We start from the raw sequence: 16,149 nt of genomic DNA, 5'->3' as shown, positions 1-16,149 counted from the left end.
CCTCGTTAGACACGTGCCTGCGCAGCAGCCGCCGACATCCGAAGACCGCATTGAGATGACCAACGATACGCAGATCTCAAGATTTATGAGCCTTGTCCTTCGGCACGCGCCGGAAGAGGCCAGGCTCTCGCTCGATGAAAACGGCTGGGCTGATTTCGACAAGCTGTGCTCTGTGCTGCAATCGAAGTTTGGCGCATCCGCGACGGAGATTGTGCGCATTGTCGAGGAAAATCCGAAAAAGCGCTTTGCCATCGACGGCAATCGCATCCGCGCCGTGCAGGGCCACAGCGTCGATGTCGATCTCGGGCTGGCGCCGATCGCCCCGCCGGCGATCCTCTATCACGGCACCAAGGAAGAGTCCCTACCTGCCATCCTGCGCGAGGGCCTGACCAGCCAGTCGCGCCGGCATGTGCATCTGTCGAAGGATGTCGAAACGGCCCGCATCGTGGCGCGGCGGCGCAAGGGAAAAGATGTTATCCTTCAGGTCGACTCGGCAGCCATGGCGGGGGACGGCGAGATATTCTTTCTCTCCGACAACGGCGTCTGGTTGACCAATCACGTTCCGCCCCGGTATCTGCTTGAGATCAGCGAACAGGAATTGCCATGAAATCCGCAGTCGTCCTCTTGCCCGGCCTCAATCGCGACCGCGACATGATCGCCGCATTGACCAAGATTTCGGGACAGGCGCCGGCGACCGTCTGGCAGACCGACACCGAAATCCCCGATGTCGACCTGATCGCCATCCCCGGCGGTTTCTCCTTCGGCGACTATCTGCGCTGCGGCGCGATTGCCGCGCGCATGCCGGTGATGCGGGCGGTCGCCGAAAAGGCGGCCCAGGGCGTCATGGTCATTGGTGTGTGCAACGGGTTCCAGATCCTGGTCGAGGCCGGCTTGCTACCCGGCGCGCTGATGCGCAATGCGTCACTGAAATTCGTCTGCCGGCAGGTGAAGCTCGAAATCGCCAACGCCAACACCATGTTCACCCGCCGCTACCAGCCGGGCCAGATCATCCGCACCCCGGTGGCGCATCATGACGGCAATTATTTTGCCGATGCCGACACGCTTGCCCGCCTCGAAGGCGAAGGACAGGTGGTGTTTCGCTATGCCGAGGGCACCAATCCCAATGGCTCGATCAATGACATTGCCGGCATCATAAGCGAAAAAGGCAATGTGCTCGGCCTGATGCCGCATCCGGAAAACCTGATCGAGGCCGCGCATGGCGGAAGCGATGGCCGCGCGCTATTCGAAGGCGCGCTTGGCATCGCCGCCTGATATCCTTTTTCGAACTCCTTTCAAAGCGCGGGGGCGGCTGACCATGAGACCGACGATTGCCCGGATGGCTCTCCTGACTGCCGCCGGCTTGGCGCTGGCGTCCTGCCAGTCCAGCCCGAAGAGCGCGCCGGCGCCGGTGGGCAAGAGCGCTTCGCTGCTCGCCATGGAGCAGGTGGCGATATCGGCGCACAAATGCTGGATCGCCAGCAAGGATCCGGCCTTCAAGTCGTATCAGATGGCCAATGAGCTGAATTCGTTCAGCGGCACACCGCGCTTCCTGCTGGTGCCGGCCAAGCACTATGGCGGCAAGCCGCTGCTGGTCGTGCAGGCACAAGGCAATTCCAGCCGCATCGACGTGTTCGGTCCGCTGATGGACGATCCGCTCGGCGCTCGCATCGGCTCCGACATTGCGCGCTGGCAGACAGGCAATCCCTCGTGTAACGCGGCCGCCTGACGCCATGGGCCGCTTCCTGCAGATTGCGGGATTGGTCATTGGTCTGGCCGGGCTTGTCCTACAAGCCTGCATCACCATCCCGGCGTCGATGGAAGCCGGCCGCAGCTTTCTCGGCTCCATCGTCTTCCTGTTCAGCTTCTTCACCATCCTGACCAACATCGGTGCGGTGCTGGTCCACACCTCGCTGCTATCGCCTTCGGGCTATGCCTGGCTGCCTGCCTTCGCCGGACCGCGGATGCGCACAGGCGTCGCGGTTTCCATCGCCCTGGTCTTCATCGTCTATGCGACGGTTCTGGCGCAGCTCTGGCAGCCGCAGGGCCTGTTCCTGCTCTGCGACGTGCTGCTGCATTATGTGACGCCGGTGCTGTTCGTGCTGTGGTGGCTGGTGGCGGGCGCCGACGGCAGGACACGCTGGAGCGACATCTCCTGGTGGATGGCCTATCCGATCGCCTATCTCGCCTATGCGCTGGCGCGGGCGCCGATCGCAGGCGAAGTGCCCTACCCATTCCTCGACGTCGCGAAGAATGGCGTGACCAGCGTCGCGCTTGCGGCGCTGGCCGTCACCGGGGTTTTTCTGGTGCTGTGCATCCTCGCCGTGCTTGCCGACAAGGGCGTCTCACGCATGAGAACATCCGGCGCGCGCCGCTGACCGAACTAAGGTTCAATCCCAGAACGGCCGGAGCCCTTCGCGGTGGGCGTCGCCTCGCGAAACACCGATATCCCTAAGCTGCTCGTCGGTCATTTCCAGCAAGGCCAGCCGGCCGCGGCGGCGCTCGACCAGCGCGTCGATCCATCGCGCCAGCGACCTGACGACATAGACCACGCGGCTGACAAAGCCACGCCGGCCCGATGGGCGCGGCCCGACCATTTCAATGCCCGCACAGCGGATTGTCTCTGTTGTATCCATTGTCTTTCTGCCAAGGTTGCAAATTGTACCCGTTTCGATACGGCGTTGATATGTATTGACTCCTAATTCGGTGCAATATACAAAATTGTCACCATGACAAATTGGCTTCCTGATCTCACCATCGGTTCCGGCCCGCTCTATCAGCGCCTTGCCGACAGGATTGAGGCCGACATCGACAAGGGCATCATCGATGCCGGGGCAAAATTGCCGCCGCAGCGCGATCTCGCCTATGACATCGGCACCACCGTCGGCACGATCGGCCGGGCCTATCAGCTGCTGCGCGAACGAGGGCTGGTGAGCGGCGAGGTCGGACGCGGAACCTATGTGCTGGCCCAGCAATCGGAAGCGGCGAGCCCCGAATTCGCCGAGCCCGCGGTGCAAGGCACCCGCTATGTCGATGCGCCGCCCGGCAAGCTGCGCTTCGACAGCACGGCCGCGCCCGACATCGGCCAGGGCGCTATTGTCGCCGACATGCTTTTGCGCACGGTGCAGGACCATCCGCATGAGATTTCAAGCTACACCAGGGATTTTCCGGAGCGCTGGTTCGAGGCCGGCGCGCGCTGGCTATCGCGCAATTCGTTCCGCCCGGCTGCCGAGACCATCGTTCCCACGCTCGGCACCCATGCCGCTGTCATGGCGGCGATCGCGGCGCTGACCACGCCTGGCGACTATGTCGCCTTCGAGCACCTCACCTATTCGCAGATCGCGCGGAGCGCCGGGCTGATCGGGCGGCGCATTGCACTGGTGGCATCGGACGAGGAAGGTCTCGATCCCGAGGATTTTGAGCGCGTCTGCGCGCAAAAGCACCCGAAAATGATTTTCCTGATGCCGACGGTGCAGAACCCGACGCTGGCGATCCTTTCGGTTTCGCGCCGCGAGGCGATCGCCCGCGTCGCGCGCGAGTACAATGTCATCCTTATCGAGGACGATCTCTATGGTGGCTTGACAGACGACCCGACGCCGCTCATCGCTGAATATGCGCCCGAGCGCACCATCGTTGCCGGCGGCCTGTCGAAATCGGTCGCCGCCGGCGTCCGCGGCGGCTGGCTCTCCTGCCCGCCCGCCTATCGCCATCGCATCCGCGTCGCCCACAAGATGATGACCGGCGGCATGCCGTTCCTGCTGGCGGAGGTGAATGCGCGGCTGGTGCTGTCCGGGCAGGCCGGCGATATCCGCCGGCGCAGCATCGCCGAAATCGCCGCCCGCATCGCCATCGTGCGCGAGACTTTGGCCGGCTTCGCCTTCAAGTCACACGACAGCGTGCCCTTCGTCTGGCTCACCCTGCCCGATCCCTGGCTGTCCGGCACCTTCCGTAATGCATGCCTCGAAAATGGCGTGCTCCTCGACGACGAGGACGAATTCAAGGCCGGACGCTCCGAGCAGGTTTTTCACGGTGTTCGTTTCGGCGTCTCACAGCCAAGGCGGCGCGAGGACATTGCCGGCGGCATCGCGGTGATCCGGCGGCTGCTGGAGGAAGGCCGCGCCGGCTACGACAGGTCTTCCTGATCCGTTGAGGCTTAATTGGTGCTCGCGGCCTTGGCCTCGGTCAGCCCTCTGCCTTGAAGTTTTTGGCTTCCTTCGCGCCCTTTTCCTTGCCGTGTTTCTCGGCCAGGTCCTTGGCTTGTTGCGGCGAAACGTCGGTGATCTCGGCAAGATGCATAGCTTCCTTGTCCGAGAGGCGATTGTCTTTCTTGCCTTGCTTAGTGGCCATATCCAGATCTCCTGATTGATTGGAGATCTAACGGCCGGAATGCCATAGCGTTCCCCGACGGCCGCCGATGCCCCCTCGCCTTGTGGCTTTCCGGCGTTTTTCGTCAGCGGATGGGGTGTATCACGCCAAAGCTTGCGATAAGAGGGGACTCAGAAATCCCCTCTCCCGTGGATACCAATCGCTGCCCATGACCATTTCCAATTCCGTGCCGATCACTCCGGAACTCATTGCCGCGCACGGGCTGAAGCCCGACGAATACCAGCGCATTCTCGATCTGGTCGGGCGCGAGCCGAGCTTCACCGAGCTCGGCATCTTCTCGGCGATGTGGAACGAGCACTGCTCCTATAAATCCTCGAAGAAGTGGCTGCGCACGCTGCCCACCACCGGGCCGCAGGTGATCCAAGGGCCGGGCGAGAATGCCGGCGTCGTCGATATCGGCGACGGCGACTGCGTCGTCTTCAAGATGGAGAGCCACAACCACCCCTCCTACATCGAGCCCTATCAGGGTGCGGCGACCGGCGTCGGCGGCATTCTGCGCGACGTCTTCACCATGGGCGCGCGGCCGATCGCGGCGATGAACGCACTGCGCTTCGGCGCGCCGGACCATCCCAAGACGCGACATCTGGTCTCCGGCGTGGTTTCCGGCGTCGGCGGCTACGGCAATGCCTTCGGCGTCCCGACGGTCGGCGGCGAGGTCAATTTCGATGCTCGCTACAACGGCAACATCCTGGTCAACGCCTTTGCCGCAGGTCTTGCCAAGACCGATGCGATCTTCCTGTCGGAGGCCAAGGGCGTCGGCCTGCCGGTGGTCTATCTCGGCGCCAAGACTGGCCGCGACGGCGTCGGCGGCGCCACGATGGCTTCCGCCGAGTTCGACGACAAGATCGACGAGAAGCGGCCGACCGTGCAAGTCGGCGATCCCTTCACCGAAAAATGCCTGCTGGAAGCCTGCCTTGAGCTGATGGCCTCGGGTGCGGTCATCGCCATCCAGGACATGGGCGCGGCCGGCCTCACCTGCTCGGCGGTCGAGATGGGCGCCAAGGGCGACCTCGGCATCGAACTTCAGCTCGACCAGGTGCCGGTGCGCGAAGAGCGCATGAGCGCCTATGAGATGATGCTCTCGGAAAGCCAGGAGCGCATGCTGATGGTGCTGCGCCCCGAGAAGGAAAAGGAAGCCGAAGCGATTTTCCACAAATGGGGCCTCGACTTCGCCATCGTCGGCAAGACCACCGACGACCTGCGTTTTCGCGTCATCCATCAGGGCGACGAGGTCGCCAATCTGCCGATCAAGGACCTTGGCGACAAGGCGCCGGAATATGACCGCCCGTGGGTAGAGCCGAAGAAGCCGGTGGCATTGGCGGCCGGCGACGCACCGAAGGCCGATGTTGCCGACGCGCTGTTGAAACTGCTCGGGGGGCCGGACCTGTCCTCGCGCCGCTGGGTGTGGGAGCAGTATGACACGCTGATCCAGGGCAATTCGCTGCAGCTGCCGGGCGGCGACGCCGGCGTGGTGCGGGTCGAGGGCCATGCGACCAAGGCGCTCGCCTTCTCCTCCGACGTCACGCCGCGCTACTGCGAGGCCGACCCCTATGAGGGTGGCAAGCAGGCGGTGGCCGAATGCTGGCGCAATCTGACCGCCACCGGCGCGCTGCCCTTGGCGGCGACCGACAACCTCAATTTCGGCAATCCGGAGCGGCCCGAGATCATGGGTCAGCTGGTCGGCGCGGTGAAAGGCATTGGCGATGCCTGCCGCGCGCTTGGCTTCCCGATCGTGTCGGGCAATGTCTCGCTCTACAACGAAACCAACGGCCAAGGCATCCTGCCGACGCCAACCATAGGCGGCGTCGGGCTGATTGCCGACTGGTCGAAGATGGCTCGCATCGGCTTCGCTGCCGAGGGCCAGATGATTCTGCTGGTCGGCGCGCCGCCAAGCTGGGGCAGCCATCTCGGCCAATCCGCCTATCTCAGAGACATTCATGGCCGCACCGACGGGCCGCCGCCGCCGGTCGACCTCGCGCATGAAAGGCGCGTCGGTGACCATGTGCGCGCGCTGATCGCGTCGGGCGTGGTGACTGCCGCGCACGACCTTTCGGATGGCGGCCTCGCCGTGGCGCTGGCCGAAATGGCGATGGCATCCGGCATCGGCGCCACCATCCCCGGTCTTGCCGGCACCAATCCGATCCCGGTCTGGTTCGGCGAAGACCAGGGCCGCTATCTCCTGACGCTGTCGCTCGATCCGCAGAGCAAGGAATGGGACGCCATCCGCGAGGAGCAGAGCAAGCTCGGCATCTTCGCGCCATGGATCGGCTCGACCGGCGGGCGCGAGCTTAAACTCGGCGATGCCAGGGCGATCCCGGTCAGCGAATTGACCGCCGCCCATGAAGGCTGGTTCCCGCGCTTCATGGACAAGGCCAGTTGAGCAGACTGGCTGCCCGGACGCTGATCGCTGTCGTCTTCTGGCCGTCGCTGTTCTTCTTCTGGTTCCTCGGTCCGTTCGTCTTTTTCCTGCTCTCGACGACCTCAAGCGAGGTCTGTCCACTGCTGGAAAGGCGCGAGCAGTTCCTTGAGGCGGCCAACGGCGCGCTTCCGATGCTGGTCCTGCAGAACCTCCTTTATGCGGTTCCGATCATCTGCCTGGTGCTTTGGATCCGGCTTTTGCCGGAGCCGGCGCGAGCAAGACATGTCGTCACCTGCATCAAGCTTTTTAGTGTTGCTGCGGTCATAGGGGCGCTGTGGGAATATGGCTCGTCGCTGGCCTGCGACGGCTACGGCCAACCATTCTTCTCGCCATTGTGGCAGATGACCAGCTATCTTCCCATCGTCAGCCTGGTGATCAACATTCCGCTCTATGTCCTGACCTTCAGCCTTGGCCGGGGGTTCTCAACCCGCGACGACATCACCGAGGATGGTGTGGTCCACCCGCGGCAGGATGGCCCTTAGAGACTGCGTCACCGACGGAACCGCTTCAATCCGAGCCGGAAAGGCTTTAGGCTTACCCCCCGAGTCATATCGTACAAGCTGCCTAGCCGCCGCCCAGAACAGGATTTTGCCATGGCAATGGATGCCCACGACATCGAAAAACTGATCAAGGACGGCATTCCGGACGCCAAGGTGACGATCCGCGACCTCGCCGGCGACGGCGATCACTATGCGGCCGAGGTGGTGGCCGAGAGCTTCCGGGGAAAGAGCCGCGTCCAACAGCACCAGATGGTCTATGACGCGCTGAAGGGCAAAATGGGCGGCGTGCTGCACGCGCTGGCCCTACAGACCAGCGTGCCGGACTGAAGCCAGGCTCGCCTACTGCGTCAGCGGCTGCCTGGCCGAAACGGCAATGATCGGCCCGGCCGGATACTTACCGCCGACGATCATTCTCTTTCCATCCGACAACGCCGAGACCGCGCCGTCGAGAAACAGCGCGTTGCGGCAGCCAAGCGCGTCGCGGAACAGCCGCGCGAAGCTGCCGAGACTCACTTCCGAGCGCGAGATAGCCAGCACCGCGGTGTTTTCGTCGCGCACGCCGACGCCGTTTCTGACGTAGCGCGAGGTGCCATTCGCCTCGAAGCGCGGATGGATCTGGCCATGGATCACGAGCATCGGGCCGGACTGCGTGGCGAGAGCGACGTCAGGCCTGGCCGCGGCATAGGCGCTGCTTTCCATGACCGCGGCCTTGCCGTCCTTGCCAACCAGAAAGACGCCGTTCGGCTTCAGGAAGAAATTGCCGTCTGCATCGGCAAGGTTGAGCGGCGACTTTTCAACGCCGTCTTCGACCAACAGGCCGACCGGTGACAAATCCTCATGATACATGCCGCCATTCATGGCGAGCAGCACCGGCCTGCCCTCGCCGGCAACCGCCTTGTCAAAGGCCTCCAGCGAGCCGAAGGGCTTGCCGTCGGCACCGGCATGGAAAACTCCGATGCTGTTGGCTCGAAGATCGATCTCGCAGACGACATAGGTCACGGCCTCGAAAGCGACATTCCGACAGGGTGCGGGCAATTCGCCGCCGATAACCAGCGGTGGTGGCGGCTCCGGGCGTCTCGGCCGCCAAATAATGGCTGTCGCCGCCACCAGGATTGCGATCAGAAGGGCGGCGCCATGTCGTTTTTTCATCATCTTCCGGAGACTGCAATCGGGCGGGATGCTTGGCCCAAGACAGGCTATCCTTTGCGCCATTTCCGCGGCAGCGGCGCAAACATCTTGTTTCGGCCCATCTATGGGTTTATTTGATGACTATGCTTCGAGCCTGACTCCCACAGGCGTGAAAGGATATTCCATGAGCGGCATCAACGACTACATCGACAGCGAAGTGAAGGGCAATGACGTCGTCCTTTTCATGAAGGGCACGCCCGGTTTTCCGCAGTGCGGGTTTTCCGGCCAGGTGGTGCAGATCCTCGATTACATCGGCGCCGACTATAAGGGCGTCGACGTGCTGACCTCGGCCGAACTGCGCCAGGGCATCAAGGAATACTCGAACTGGCCGACGATCCCGCAGCTCTACGTCAAGGGCGAATTCGTCGGTGGTTGCGACATCATCCGCGAAATGTTCCAGGCGGGCGAACTGCAGACCTTCCTCGTCGAAAAGGGCGTCAGCGTCAAAGCTCCCGCGTGATTCTGGGGCGCCTGATTCTGGGGCGCCTGATTCTGGTTTGAGACCGGGGCAGCCCCGCCCCGGCAAAATGTTACCTCCCCTTTCGGGTGAGGACGAATCGATGCGCCGGCATGCCGGCGCATATTCGTTTTGAAGATCGGACTCGCCGTGGACCAGCAGTCACAAGCGCCGAAACAGGCAAGCAACTTGCCTATTCCGCGCTGGGAATTCATCGCGCTGTGCGCGGCGCTGATGGCGTTGAACTCGCTGGCCATCGACATCATGCTGCCGGCGCTGCAGCAGATCGGCGCCACGCTCGGCGTCGAAAATGAAAACCACCGCCAATATGTGATCACCGCCTACATCTTGGGCTTCGGCGGCGGACAGCTTTTCTTCGGACCGATCTCGGACCGGTTCGGGCGTCGCGCGCCGCTGGTCGTCGGGCTGGCGATCTACGTCGTGGCGGCGGCGGCTGCCGCCATCGCCCCGTCATTCCCCATCCTGCTGCTGTGCCGGCTTGTGCAAGGCATCGGTGCCGCGGCCACGCGCGTCATTGCTGTCTCGATCGTGCGCGACACGTTCGACGGCCGGCGCATGGCTGAGGTAATGTCGCTGATCTTCATGGTGTTCATGGCCATCCCGGTGATTGCTCCGGGGATCGGCCAGTTCATCATGCTGTTCGCGAGCTGGCACTGGATCTTCGTCACCATGGCGGTCGGAGCGCTGGTCGTGTCGGCCTGGTCGCTGTTGCGGCTGCCGGAAACGCTGCACCCGGAATATCGCCGGCCGTTGACAGTATCATCCGTCCTCGGCGGTTTCCGCATCGTGCTCACCAACCGCATTGCGCTTTGCTACGCCTTTGCCAGCACCTTCATTTTCGCCGCCATGTTCGGCTTCATTGCCTCGGCGCAGCAGATCTATGTCGACATTTTTCATGTTGGCGAGATGTTTCCGGTCATCTTCGCCGGTGTCGCCGGCGTTCTTGCTTTTTCGAATTACCTCAACTCGCGCCTGGTCGGCCGCATTGGCATGCGCCGTCTGTCGCAGAGCGCACTGCTGCTGTTCCTGGTGATCAGCCTTGCCTGGCTCACCGTTTCGCTGGAGATGAACATGCCGCTCTGGCTGTTCATCACCTTCTTCGCCAGCGCAATGATCCCGTTCGGCGCGTTGGGCGCCAATTTCAACGCGCTTGCGATGGAGCCACTCGGGCAACTGGCCGGCACCGCGTCGTCGATCCTGGGTTTCATGCAGACGTTTCTCGGCGGCATTCTCGGCACGCTGATCGGCCAGGCCTTCAACGGCACGGTGACGCCGCTGGCGGCCGGCTTCTGCAGCGTCTCGGTCGCGGCCCTGCTGATGATCCTGATCGCCGAGCGCGGCAAGATGTTCCAGCCGCACAACCCGCCCATTTCAGGGCACGTCACCGACCTGCATTAATTTTGGTCTGGAGGCCGGACGCCTGGCGACGTAAACGCCTGAGCAGGAATTGGTCCTACTCAGCCCAGAGTTCGCGGCGCAACTCCTGCCAGCTTTCCCTGTCGGGCGCGACCAGGATGCCGCCATCGACATGCGACGGCAAATAGGCGCTGCCGTCGATGCGCGCGGTATAGCCACCGGCCTCGGCATGGATCAACACGCCGACCAGATGGTCCCACGGCATCAGCTTGTTGTAGACGACGAAATGCGCATGGCCGCTGGCGAGCAGCCGGTATTCATGCGCCGCGCAGCGATAGCCGAACTGCGACAGAGTCTTGGTCTGGTTGCGGGCCAGAAGCGAGCGCTGCGGTTCCGCCAGATATTGCCAGGAAACCGAACCGGTCATCTGCGAGACCGGCACGGCATCGGCGACATGCACCTTCTCCAGCGTGCCGTGCGCATGGCGGATATGGCTGCCGGCGCCCTTGGCGCCGATCAGCCAGTCCTTGCCCACGGGATCATGGATGATGCCGGCAACTGTCTCGCCCTTGACCACGACGCTCAGCATGACGCCGAACAGCGGCACGCCGGAGGCGAAGTTGAAGGTGCCGTCGACCGGGTCGACGACGAAGGCGAGATCGGCATCGCCGAGCCCCTGGAGCAGTGCCGGATTGTCGGAACAGGCCTCCTCGCCGACAATCATTGCCTGGGGGTAGCGCTCGCGCAGCCTCGCCGTGATCAGCCGCTCCGCGTTGACGTCGGCCTCGGTCACCAGATCGGCGGCCGAAGTCTTCTGGCGTACGTCTCCCTCGCCCAGCCGGCGAAAGCGCGGCATGATTTCGGCCCTGGCTGCGTCGGCGAGAAGTTCGGCCAGCCAGTCGATCGCACGGTCGTCAAATATCATCGGAAATGTCTTGTCCCGCGGTGAGGCTGCCGTTGAGGGCAGTGAAATCGAACAGTTTGCGGTCGAGCAGATGCGAAGGCCTGGTGTTGGACAGCGCGCGCAGCATCGTGTCCTTGCGGCCCGGCATGCGCTTTTCCATGTCGTCGAGCATTGCCTTCGTGGCATTGCGCTGCAGGCCTTCCTGGCTGCCGCAGAGATCGCAGGGAATGATCGGGAATTTCATCGCGCCGGCGAATTTTTCCAGATCCGCCTCGGCGCAATAGCTCAACGGCCGCAGCACCATGACGTCGCCGTCGTCGTTGAGCAGTTTTGGCGGCATGGCCGCAAGGCGGCCGCCATGGAACAGGTTCATGAAGAAGGTTTCAAGAATGTCCTCGCGATGGTGGCCGAGCACCAGCGCCGAACAGCCCTCTTCGCGCGCAATGCGGTAGAGATGGCCGCGCCGCAGCCGCGAGCACAGCGAACAATAGGTGCTGCCCTGGGGCAATTTGTCGGTGACCACCGAATAGGTGTCCTGGTACTCGATGCGATGGGAAATGGCGTGTGCGTCGAGATAATCCGGCAAAATATGCTTCGGGAAATTCGGCTGACCCTGGTCGAGATTGCAGGCGAGCAGCTCGACCGGCAGCAGACCGCGCCATTTGAGATCGAGCAGCACGGCGAGCAGTCCGTAGGAATCCTTGCCGCCGGACAGCGCCACCAGCCAGCGGTCGCCTGGCCTGACCATGGCGAAATCCTCGATCGCCTGGCGGGTCAGCCGCAACAGCCGCTTGCGCAGTTTGTTGAACTCGACCGAGGACGGCACGTCGGCGAACAGCGGATGGAGACCGCCTTCGGCATCGGCGGCCGGTTCAAGCAAATCGGCGTTTGGCAGCATGTTCATGGCGCGTCGGCCCAAATCCCTGTTGCGCCCGGATTAGCGCATTGGCTCGAAAATCGCAAAGCGCGACGCCCAAAGAAAAAGGCCGCCTCGAAAGGCGGCCTTCGATATCTGCGGCAAAGAGCCGATCAGCGCGAGTAGAATTCGACGACCAGGTTCGGTTCCATCTGCACGGCGAACGGAACGTCCGCGAGGCCGGGGATGCGCGAGAAGGTTGCTACCATCTTGTTGTGATCGGCTTCGATGTAGTCCGGCACGTCGCGCTCGGCGAGACCGACCGATTCCAGAACGATGACCAGCTGCTTCGACTTTTCACGCACTTCGACGACGTCGCCCGGCTTGCAGCGGTACGAGCCGATGTTGACGCGCTTGCCGTTGACGTTGACGTGGCCGTGGTTGACGAACTGGCGGGCGGCGAAGATGGTCGGCACGAACTTGGCGCGGTAGACGACCGCATCCAGACGCGACTCGAGCAGGCCGATCAGGTTCTCCGAGGTGTCGCCCTTGCGGCGGTCAGCCTCTTCATAGACCTTGCGGAACTGCTTTTCCGAAACGTCGCCATAGTGACCCTTCAGCTTCTGCTTGGCGCGCAGCTGCAGGCCGAAGTCGGAAAGCTTGCCCTTGCGGCGCTGGCCGTGCTGGCCGGGGCCGTATTCACGCTTGTTGACCGGGGACTTCGGGCGGCCCCAGATGTTTTCGCCGAGACGGCGGTCGATCTTGTACTTCGCGGATTCGCGCTTGCTCATCGCATTCCCTTTCAAAACAAACCACCCGGAACCTCATGGTCCGGGTGAAGGAAACGCGCCCTCCTCTGGCCTCCGTTTTCGAGACCTGACAGGGTCTTCCACGCAATGCGATGGAAAACCCACGGGACACGTCAGTCTGGACAAGACCAAGGAAACGATAAACCTGATTTCCCGGGCTTGCCATGCAAAAGAAACCACCGAGCATTGCGGCCCGGTGTTGGTGGGCTCGTTAAACGGAGATTTAACCGGTGTCAAGCTCGCGGCTGGCGCCGGCTGCGGCAACCATATAGCTTTTCTGGTGTTAAGTGCGGTGCCGGATGTGGCGGGGTCGTTGCCAACGGCATTAGGAAGGGACTGGAGCTAGAGGAGCCAGAAGTCGTATGGAAAGATTCTTCCTTTCGTTGGTAAGTGCAGCCGTCCTGGCAGGATCGATGTCGATTGCCGTCCCAGAGCCGGCGATGGCCAGGCATTGGCACGGTCACAGACACTATCAGGTCTGCCGCATCGTGGTGACGAAGAAGGTCGTCTGGCGGCACGGCCACAAGAAGGTCATCCGCTACAAGGTGAAGCGCTGCTGGTGGCGCTGGTAGTTTCGGCTTCGGCCTGAAGTGAAGAGCCCGCGGTCTCGGCCGCGGGCTTTTGTTTTGACGGCACAATATCCGGGTCTCAGTCCGCCGATTTCTTCTCGGGCAGCCCCTTGCGCTTGGTCTCGGCGAATTCCTCAAGCTGCTTTTCGCTCATCGATTCATACATTTCGCGTGCAGCGCCTATGAGTTCGCCTTTCTTGATTTCGCCGCGTTTGGCCGAAAGCGCGGCCCCGGCGGCCTTTTGCTGGGCTTGTGATTTTGCAGGCATATCGGTTCCTCCTTTGCTGCCAGAAGAAGAAACGTTGCGCTTGGGCGAGAGTTCCAGCTCTGGCGGCCAACTCCCGGTCAGCGCGCGTGTCTCCCCAAGGCCGGCCCGCCTGCCGGCAAATCGGCCTTCCCGTGTCCGAAACGCCAGTGTAGGACGGCGCCATGAAATCGTTGACCGATCCCTCGCAGGCACTCGCTGACGGCCTTTCAAAAATCCGCACCGAGTTCCATGTGCCGGACGGGTTTCCGCCCAACGTGATAGCCCTGGCACAGAGGGCCGCCAGACGGGTGCCCAGCCAGCATGCCGACCGAACGGCGATGCCTTTCGTGACACTCGATCCGGCAACTTCCACCGATCTCGATCAGGCTTTTTCGATCGAGGCGAGCGGCAGCGACTTTCTGTTGCACTATGCCATTGCCGACGTGGCTTGGTTCGTCGAGGACGGCGACGCGGTGGATCTCGAAGCCTGGGCGCGGGGCGAGACCCTGTATTTGCCGGATGGTAAGGCCGGGCTTTATCCCCAGGTGATCGCCGAGGGTGCGGCGAGCCTGTTGCCCAGCGGGCCGCGTCCGGCCGTTGTCTTCACGGTTCGGATCGCCAGGGACGGCGCGGTAAAGCTGGATGGCGCGGAGCGCGCAATCATTCAGAGCCGCGCCAAGCTCGCTTATGACAGCGTACGGGCCGCCGACGTTCCGACCGGCTTTGCCGAAATTGCGCGGCGCATGGCGGCAAATGAAGAGCGCCGTGGCGCTTCCCGCGTCGACCCGCCCGAGCAGGAGGTGGAACAGCTTGCCGATGGCACATTCCAGCTTTCGTTCAGACCGCTGCTGCAATCCGAACAAGACAACGCCGCGCTTTCGCTGGCTGCCAACATGGCGATTGCCGACGCCATGCTGGCGCACCGGACCGGGCTGTTCCGGGTGATGGCGCCGCCGGATGCTTCCAAGGTGCAAAGACTGCGCAGCGCGGCACAGGCTCTCGGCCTGTCCTGGGCGGCTTCGACCAGTCTGCGCGACTATCAGCGAACCCTCGATCCCAGCAACAGGCAACAGGCAGCGCTGATGCTGGAAATCCGCCGTGCCGGCTCCGGCGCATCCTACCAACTCTATGAGGAAGGCGTCGTCCCGTGGCACGAAGCGATGGCTGCGACCTATGCCCATGCCACCGCGCCGCTGAGGCGGCTGGCAGACCGCTACGTCGTGCGCTGCGTGCTGGCAATTGCCAACGGCCAGCCGGTGTCGCAGGCCGTCACCGAGGCGTTTGCCAGACTGCCCACGGTGATGGGACGCGCGGATGCCCGCGCCTCGCAGATCAACCACGCGGCCATCGACCTTGCCGAGGCGGTGATGCTGAAGGGACGCCAGGGTGAAATGTTCAAGGCCGTCGTCACCGACGTCGCCGACCAGCGTATGCGCGTACAGCTCTCGGACATGCCTGTCGTTGCGAATGTGAAGGCCTCGGGGTTCGGCCAAGGCGACGGCCTGACGTTAAGGCTTGTTTCGGCCGATCCGGATCAACGCCTTATTGTCTTCGAACCAGCCTAACGCGCACTCAATCCAAACCCCTGCATCAGCCGGCTGATGGCGAAATCCGGCTTTCCCGAGGTAAAGACAGCGATATCGGGCTCGCTTTGCGGTAACGGCCCGTCGACTGCGGGAAGCAGCGACAGCGCGCGGCGGGCAATCGCCTCGGCCGGGTCGATCCAGTCGACCGGCCAGGGTGCGGTCTTGCGCATTCGGTTGGCCAGAAATGGGTAGTGCGTGCAGGCGAGCACGACGATATCGGTGCGCAAATCGTCATGCTGGACGAAGCACGGTGCGATCTCGGCGCGCACGGCCTCTTCGTCCACAAAGCCCTCGCGCATGTAGGCCTCGGCCAGTCCCGCCAGATTGTTGCTGCCGACCAGGCGTACATGGCATTTCTGCGCCCATTTGCCGATCAGGTCGCGCGTGTACTGGCGCTTCACCGTGCCCGGCGTTGCCAGCACCGAGACCAGCCCGGAGCGGGTGCGCTCGGCCGCTGGCTTGATTGCCGGCACGGTGCCGACAAAGGGATGGCCGGGGAATGTTTCGCGCAACGCATCGATCACCAGCGTCGAGGCGGTGTTGCAGGCGATGACCGAAATCGCCGGCTGAAAACGGTCGAGCAGCTTGGCGAAGAGATCGAGTATGTGAGCCTTCAGCGCCGGCTCTTCCCATGCGCCATAAGGAAAGGCCTTGTCATCGGCGACGTAGACGAAGCGCCGGTCTGGCATCAGCACGCGGCCTTCGCGCAGCACCGTCAATCCGCCGACGCCGGAATCGAACATCAGGATCGGGCGGTGGCTTGATCGATCGCTCATTGATGTCGGACCATGGAAAGGGGCTGGAGATCAGAAGGGCTGGCCGGTGATGTGGCCGATGCCGTTCTATCCGCAACG

The 16,149-nt window shown here is 63.0% G+C and carries 21 protein-coding genes; 13 read left to right on the top strand and 8 right to left on the bottom strand.

Annotation, left to right across the window (positions count from 1 at the left end; genetic code table 11):
- The first annotated feature begins 55 nt into the window (after window positions 1-55).
- Genes FJV77_RS18030 through FJV77_RS18015 form a run of 4 tightly spaced genes read left to right on the top strand, consistent with a single transcriptional unit; the run spans window position 56 to window position 2,375 of the window.
- Complete coding sequence (locus FJV77_RS18030) at window positions 56-607, top strand: RNA 2'-phosphotransferase (protein ID WP_142868113.1); 552 nt, start codon at window positions 56-58, stop codon at window positions 605-607.
- Window positions 604-1,272, top strand: coding sequence for a phosphoribosylformylglycinamidine synthase subunit PurQ (gene purQ / locus FJV77_RS18025; RefSeq protein WP_142868112.1), 669 nt, complete (start codon window positions 604-606; stop codon window positions 1,270-1,272). Before FJV77_RS18030 ends, purQ begins: the two co-directional genes overlap by 4 nt.
- Window positions 1,273-1,315: 43 nt before the next feature.
- Window positions 1,316-1,726 carry a hypothetical protein gene (locus FJV77_RS18020; RefSeq protein ID WP_185970362.1) on the top strand — a complete coding sequence of 137 codons (411 nt, stop codon included), beginning with the start codon at window positions 1,316-1,318 and terminating at the stop codon, window positions 1,724-1,726.
- 4 nt (window positions 1,727-1,730) lie between these two features.
- Window positions 1,731-2,375 (top strand): Pr6Pr family membrane protein, encoded by a 645-nt coding sequence (locus FJV77_RS18015; protein WP_142868111.1) that lies wholly within the window; start codon window positions 1,731-1,733, stop codon window positions 2,373-2,375.
- Window positions 2,376-2,387: 12 nt separating this feature from the next.
- Here FJV77_RS18015 and FJV77_RS18010 read toward each other — a convergent pair whose 3' ends face one another.
- Window positions 2,388-2,633 (bottom strand): DUF1127 domain-containing protein, encoded by a 246-nt coding sequence (locus FJV77_RS18010; protein WP_142868110.1) that lies wholly within the window; start codon window positions 2,631-2,633, stop codon window positions 2,388-2,390.
- 93 nt (window positions 2,634-2,726) lie between these two features.
- On the opposite strand from FJV77_RS18010, the gene FJV77_RS18005 reads away from it, so the two are divergent.
- Complete coding sequence (locus tag FJV77_RS18005) at window positions 2,727-4,139, top strand: PLP-dependent aminotransferase family protein (protein ID WP_142868109.1); 1,413 nt, start codon at window positions 2,727-2,729, stop codon at window positions 4,137-4,139.
- Between the two features lie 40 nt (window positions 4,140-4,179).
- Here FJV77_RS18005 and FJV77_RS32430 read toward each other — a convergent pair whose 3' ends face one another.
- Window positions 4,180-4,344: a hypothetical protein gene (locus tag FJV77_RS32430; RefSeq protein WP_185970361.1), complete on the bottom strand. Its 165-nt coding sequence runs from the start codon at window positions 4,342-4,344 to the stop codon at window positions 4,180-4,182.
- Between the two features lie 187 nt (window positions 4,345-4,531).
- On the opposite strand from FJV77_RS32430, the gene purL reads away from it, so the two are divergent.
- The 3 genes from purL (at window position 4,532) to FJV77_RS17990 (ending at window position 7,629) form a co-directional block, all read left to right on the top strand.
- Window positions 4,532-6,763 carry a phosphoribosylformylglycinamidine synthase subunit PurL gene (purL, locus tag FJV77_RS18000; RefSeq protein ID WP_142868108.1) on the top strand — a complete coding sequence of 744 codons (2,232 nt, stop codon included), beginning with the start codon at window positions 4,532-4,534 and terminating at the stop codon, window positions 6,761-6,763.
- Window positions 6,760-7,284, top strand: coding sequence for a hypothetical protein (locus tag FJV77_RS17995; RefSeq protein WP_142868107.1), 525 nt, complete (start codon window positions 6,760-6,762; stop codon window positions 7,282-7,284). The genes purL and FJV77_RS17995 overlap by 4 nt, the downstream gene beginning before the upstream one ends.
- Window positions 7,285-7,395: 111 nt before the next feature.
- Complete coding sequence (locus tag FJV77_RS17990) at window positions 7,396-7,629, top strand: BolA family transcriptional regulator (protein WP_142868106.1); 234 nt, start codon at window positions 7,396-7,398, stop codon at window positions 7,627-7,629.
- Window positions 7,630-7,641: 12 nt separating this feature from the next.
- On the opposite strand, the gene FJV77_RS17985 is transcribed toward FJV77_RS17990, so the two are convergent.
- Window positions 7,642-8,451 carry a phosphodiester glycosidase family protein gene (locus tag FJV77_RS17985; protein WP_246691298.1) on the bottom strand — a complete coding sequence of 270 codons (810 nt, stop codon included), beginning with the start codon at window positions 8,449-8,451 and terminating at the stop codon, window positions 7,642-7,644.
- A gap of 163 nt (window positions 8,452-8,614) precedes the next feature.
- On the opposite strand from FJV77_RS17985, the gene grxD reads away from it, so the two are divergent.
- Entirely contained in the window at window positions 8,615-8,950 is a 336-nt protein-coding gene (gene grxD / locus FJV77_RS17980) for a Grx4 family monothiol glutaredoxin (protein ID WP_142868104.1), read from the top strand.
- Window positions 8,951-9,142: 192 nt separating this feature from the next.
- Window positions 9,143-10,366, top strand: coding sequence for a multidrug effflux MFS transporter (locus tag FJV77_RS17975; protein WP_185970369.1), 1,224 nt, complete (start codon window positions 9,143-9,145; stop codon window positions 10,364-10,366).
- 55 nt (window positions 10,367-10,421) lie between these two features.
- Here the strand turns inward: FJV77_RS17975 and FJV77_RS17970 are convergent, their stop codons facing one another.
- The 3 genes from FJV77_RS17970 to rpsD form a co-directional block, all read right to left on the bottom strand.
- The gene (locus FJV77_RS17970) at window positions 10,422-11,249 is read right to left on the bottom strand and encodes an inositol monophosphatase family protein (RefSeq protein WP_142868102.1); all 828 of its coding nucleotides are present in this window, start codon (window positions 11,247-11,249) and stop codon (window positions 10,422-10,424) included.
- Window positions 11,239-12,132: a tRNA 2-thiocytidine(32) synthetase TtcA gene (gene ttcA / locus FJV77_RS17965; protein ID WP_142868101.1), complete on the bottom strand. Its 894-nt coding sequence runs from the start codon at window positions 12,130-12,132 to the stop codon at window positions 11,239-11,241. The genes FJV77_RS17970 and ttcA overlap by 11 nt, the downstream gene beginning before the upstream one ends.
- A 125-nt stretch (window positions 12,133-12,257) precedes the next feature.
- Window positions 12,258-12,875 (bottom strand): 30S ribosomal protein S4, encoded by a 618-nt coding sequence (gene rpsD, locus FJV77_RS17960; protein ID WP_013895883.1) that lies wholly within the window; start codon window positions 12,873-12,875, stop codon window positions 12,258-12,260.
- Between rpsD and FJV77_RS17955 the strand changes: the two genes are divergently transcribed.
- Complete coding sequence (locus FJV77_RS17955; protein WP_142868100.1) at window positions 12,868-13,239, top strand: hypothetical protein; 372 nt, start codon at window positions 12,868-12,870, stop codon at window positions 13,237-13,239. The two genes, rpsD and FJV77_RS17955, sit on opposite strands and share 8 nt — an antisense overlap.
- A 67-nt stretch (window positions 13,240-13,306) precedes the next feature.
- On the top strand, window positions 13,307-13,465 hold the full coding sequence (locus tag FJV77_RS17950) for a hypothetical protein (RefSeq protein WP_246691297.1): 159 nt from the start codon (window positions 13,307-13,309) through the stop codon (window positions 13,463-13,465).
- A gap of 76 nt (window positions 13,466-13,541) precedes the next feature.
- Here the strand turns inward: FJV77_RS17950 and FJV77_RS17945 are convergent, their stop codons facing one another.
- Window positions 13,542-13,730 carry a DUF3008 family protein gene (locus FJV77_RS17945; protein ID WP_142868098.1) on the bottom strand — a complete coding sequence of 63 codons (189 nt, stop codon included), beginning with the start codon at window positions 13,728-13,730 and terminating at the stop codon, window positions 13,542-13,544.
- Between the two features lie 161 nt (window positions 13,731-13,891).
- Between FJV77_RS17945 and FJV77_RS17940 the strand changes: the two genes are divergently transcribed.
- Window positions 13,892-15,274: an RNB domain-containing ribonuclease gene (locus tag FJV77_RS17940; RefSeq protein WP_142868097.1), complete on the top strand. Its 1,383-nt coding sequence runs from the start codon at window positions 13,892-13,894 to the stop codon at window positions 15,272-15,274.
- On the opposite strand, the gene murI is transcribed toward FJV77_RS17940, so the two are convergent.
- Complete coding sequence (gene murI, locus FJV77_RS17935; protein ID WP_142868096.1) at window positions 15,271-16,071, bottom strand: glutamate racemase; 801 nt, start codon at window positions 16,069-16,071, stop codon at window positions 15,271-15,273. The genes FJV77_RS17940 and murI overlap by 4 nt on opposite strands.
- Window positions 16,072-16,149 lie beyond the last annotated feature (78 nt).

Source organism: Mesorhizobium sp. WSM4306 (genome assembly GCF_007003975.1).
Classification (GTDB): domain Bacteria; phylum Pseudomonadota; class Alphaproteobacteria; order Rhizobiales; family Rhizobiaceae; genus Mesorhizobium.
This window is presented reverse-complemented; position numbering and strand designations above follow the sequence as displayed.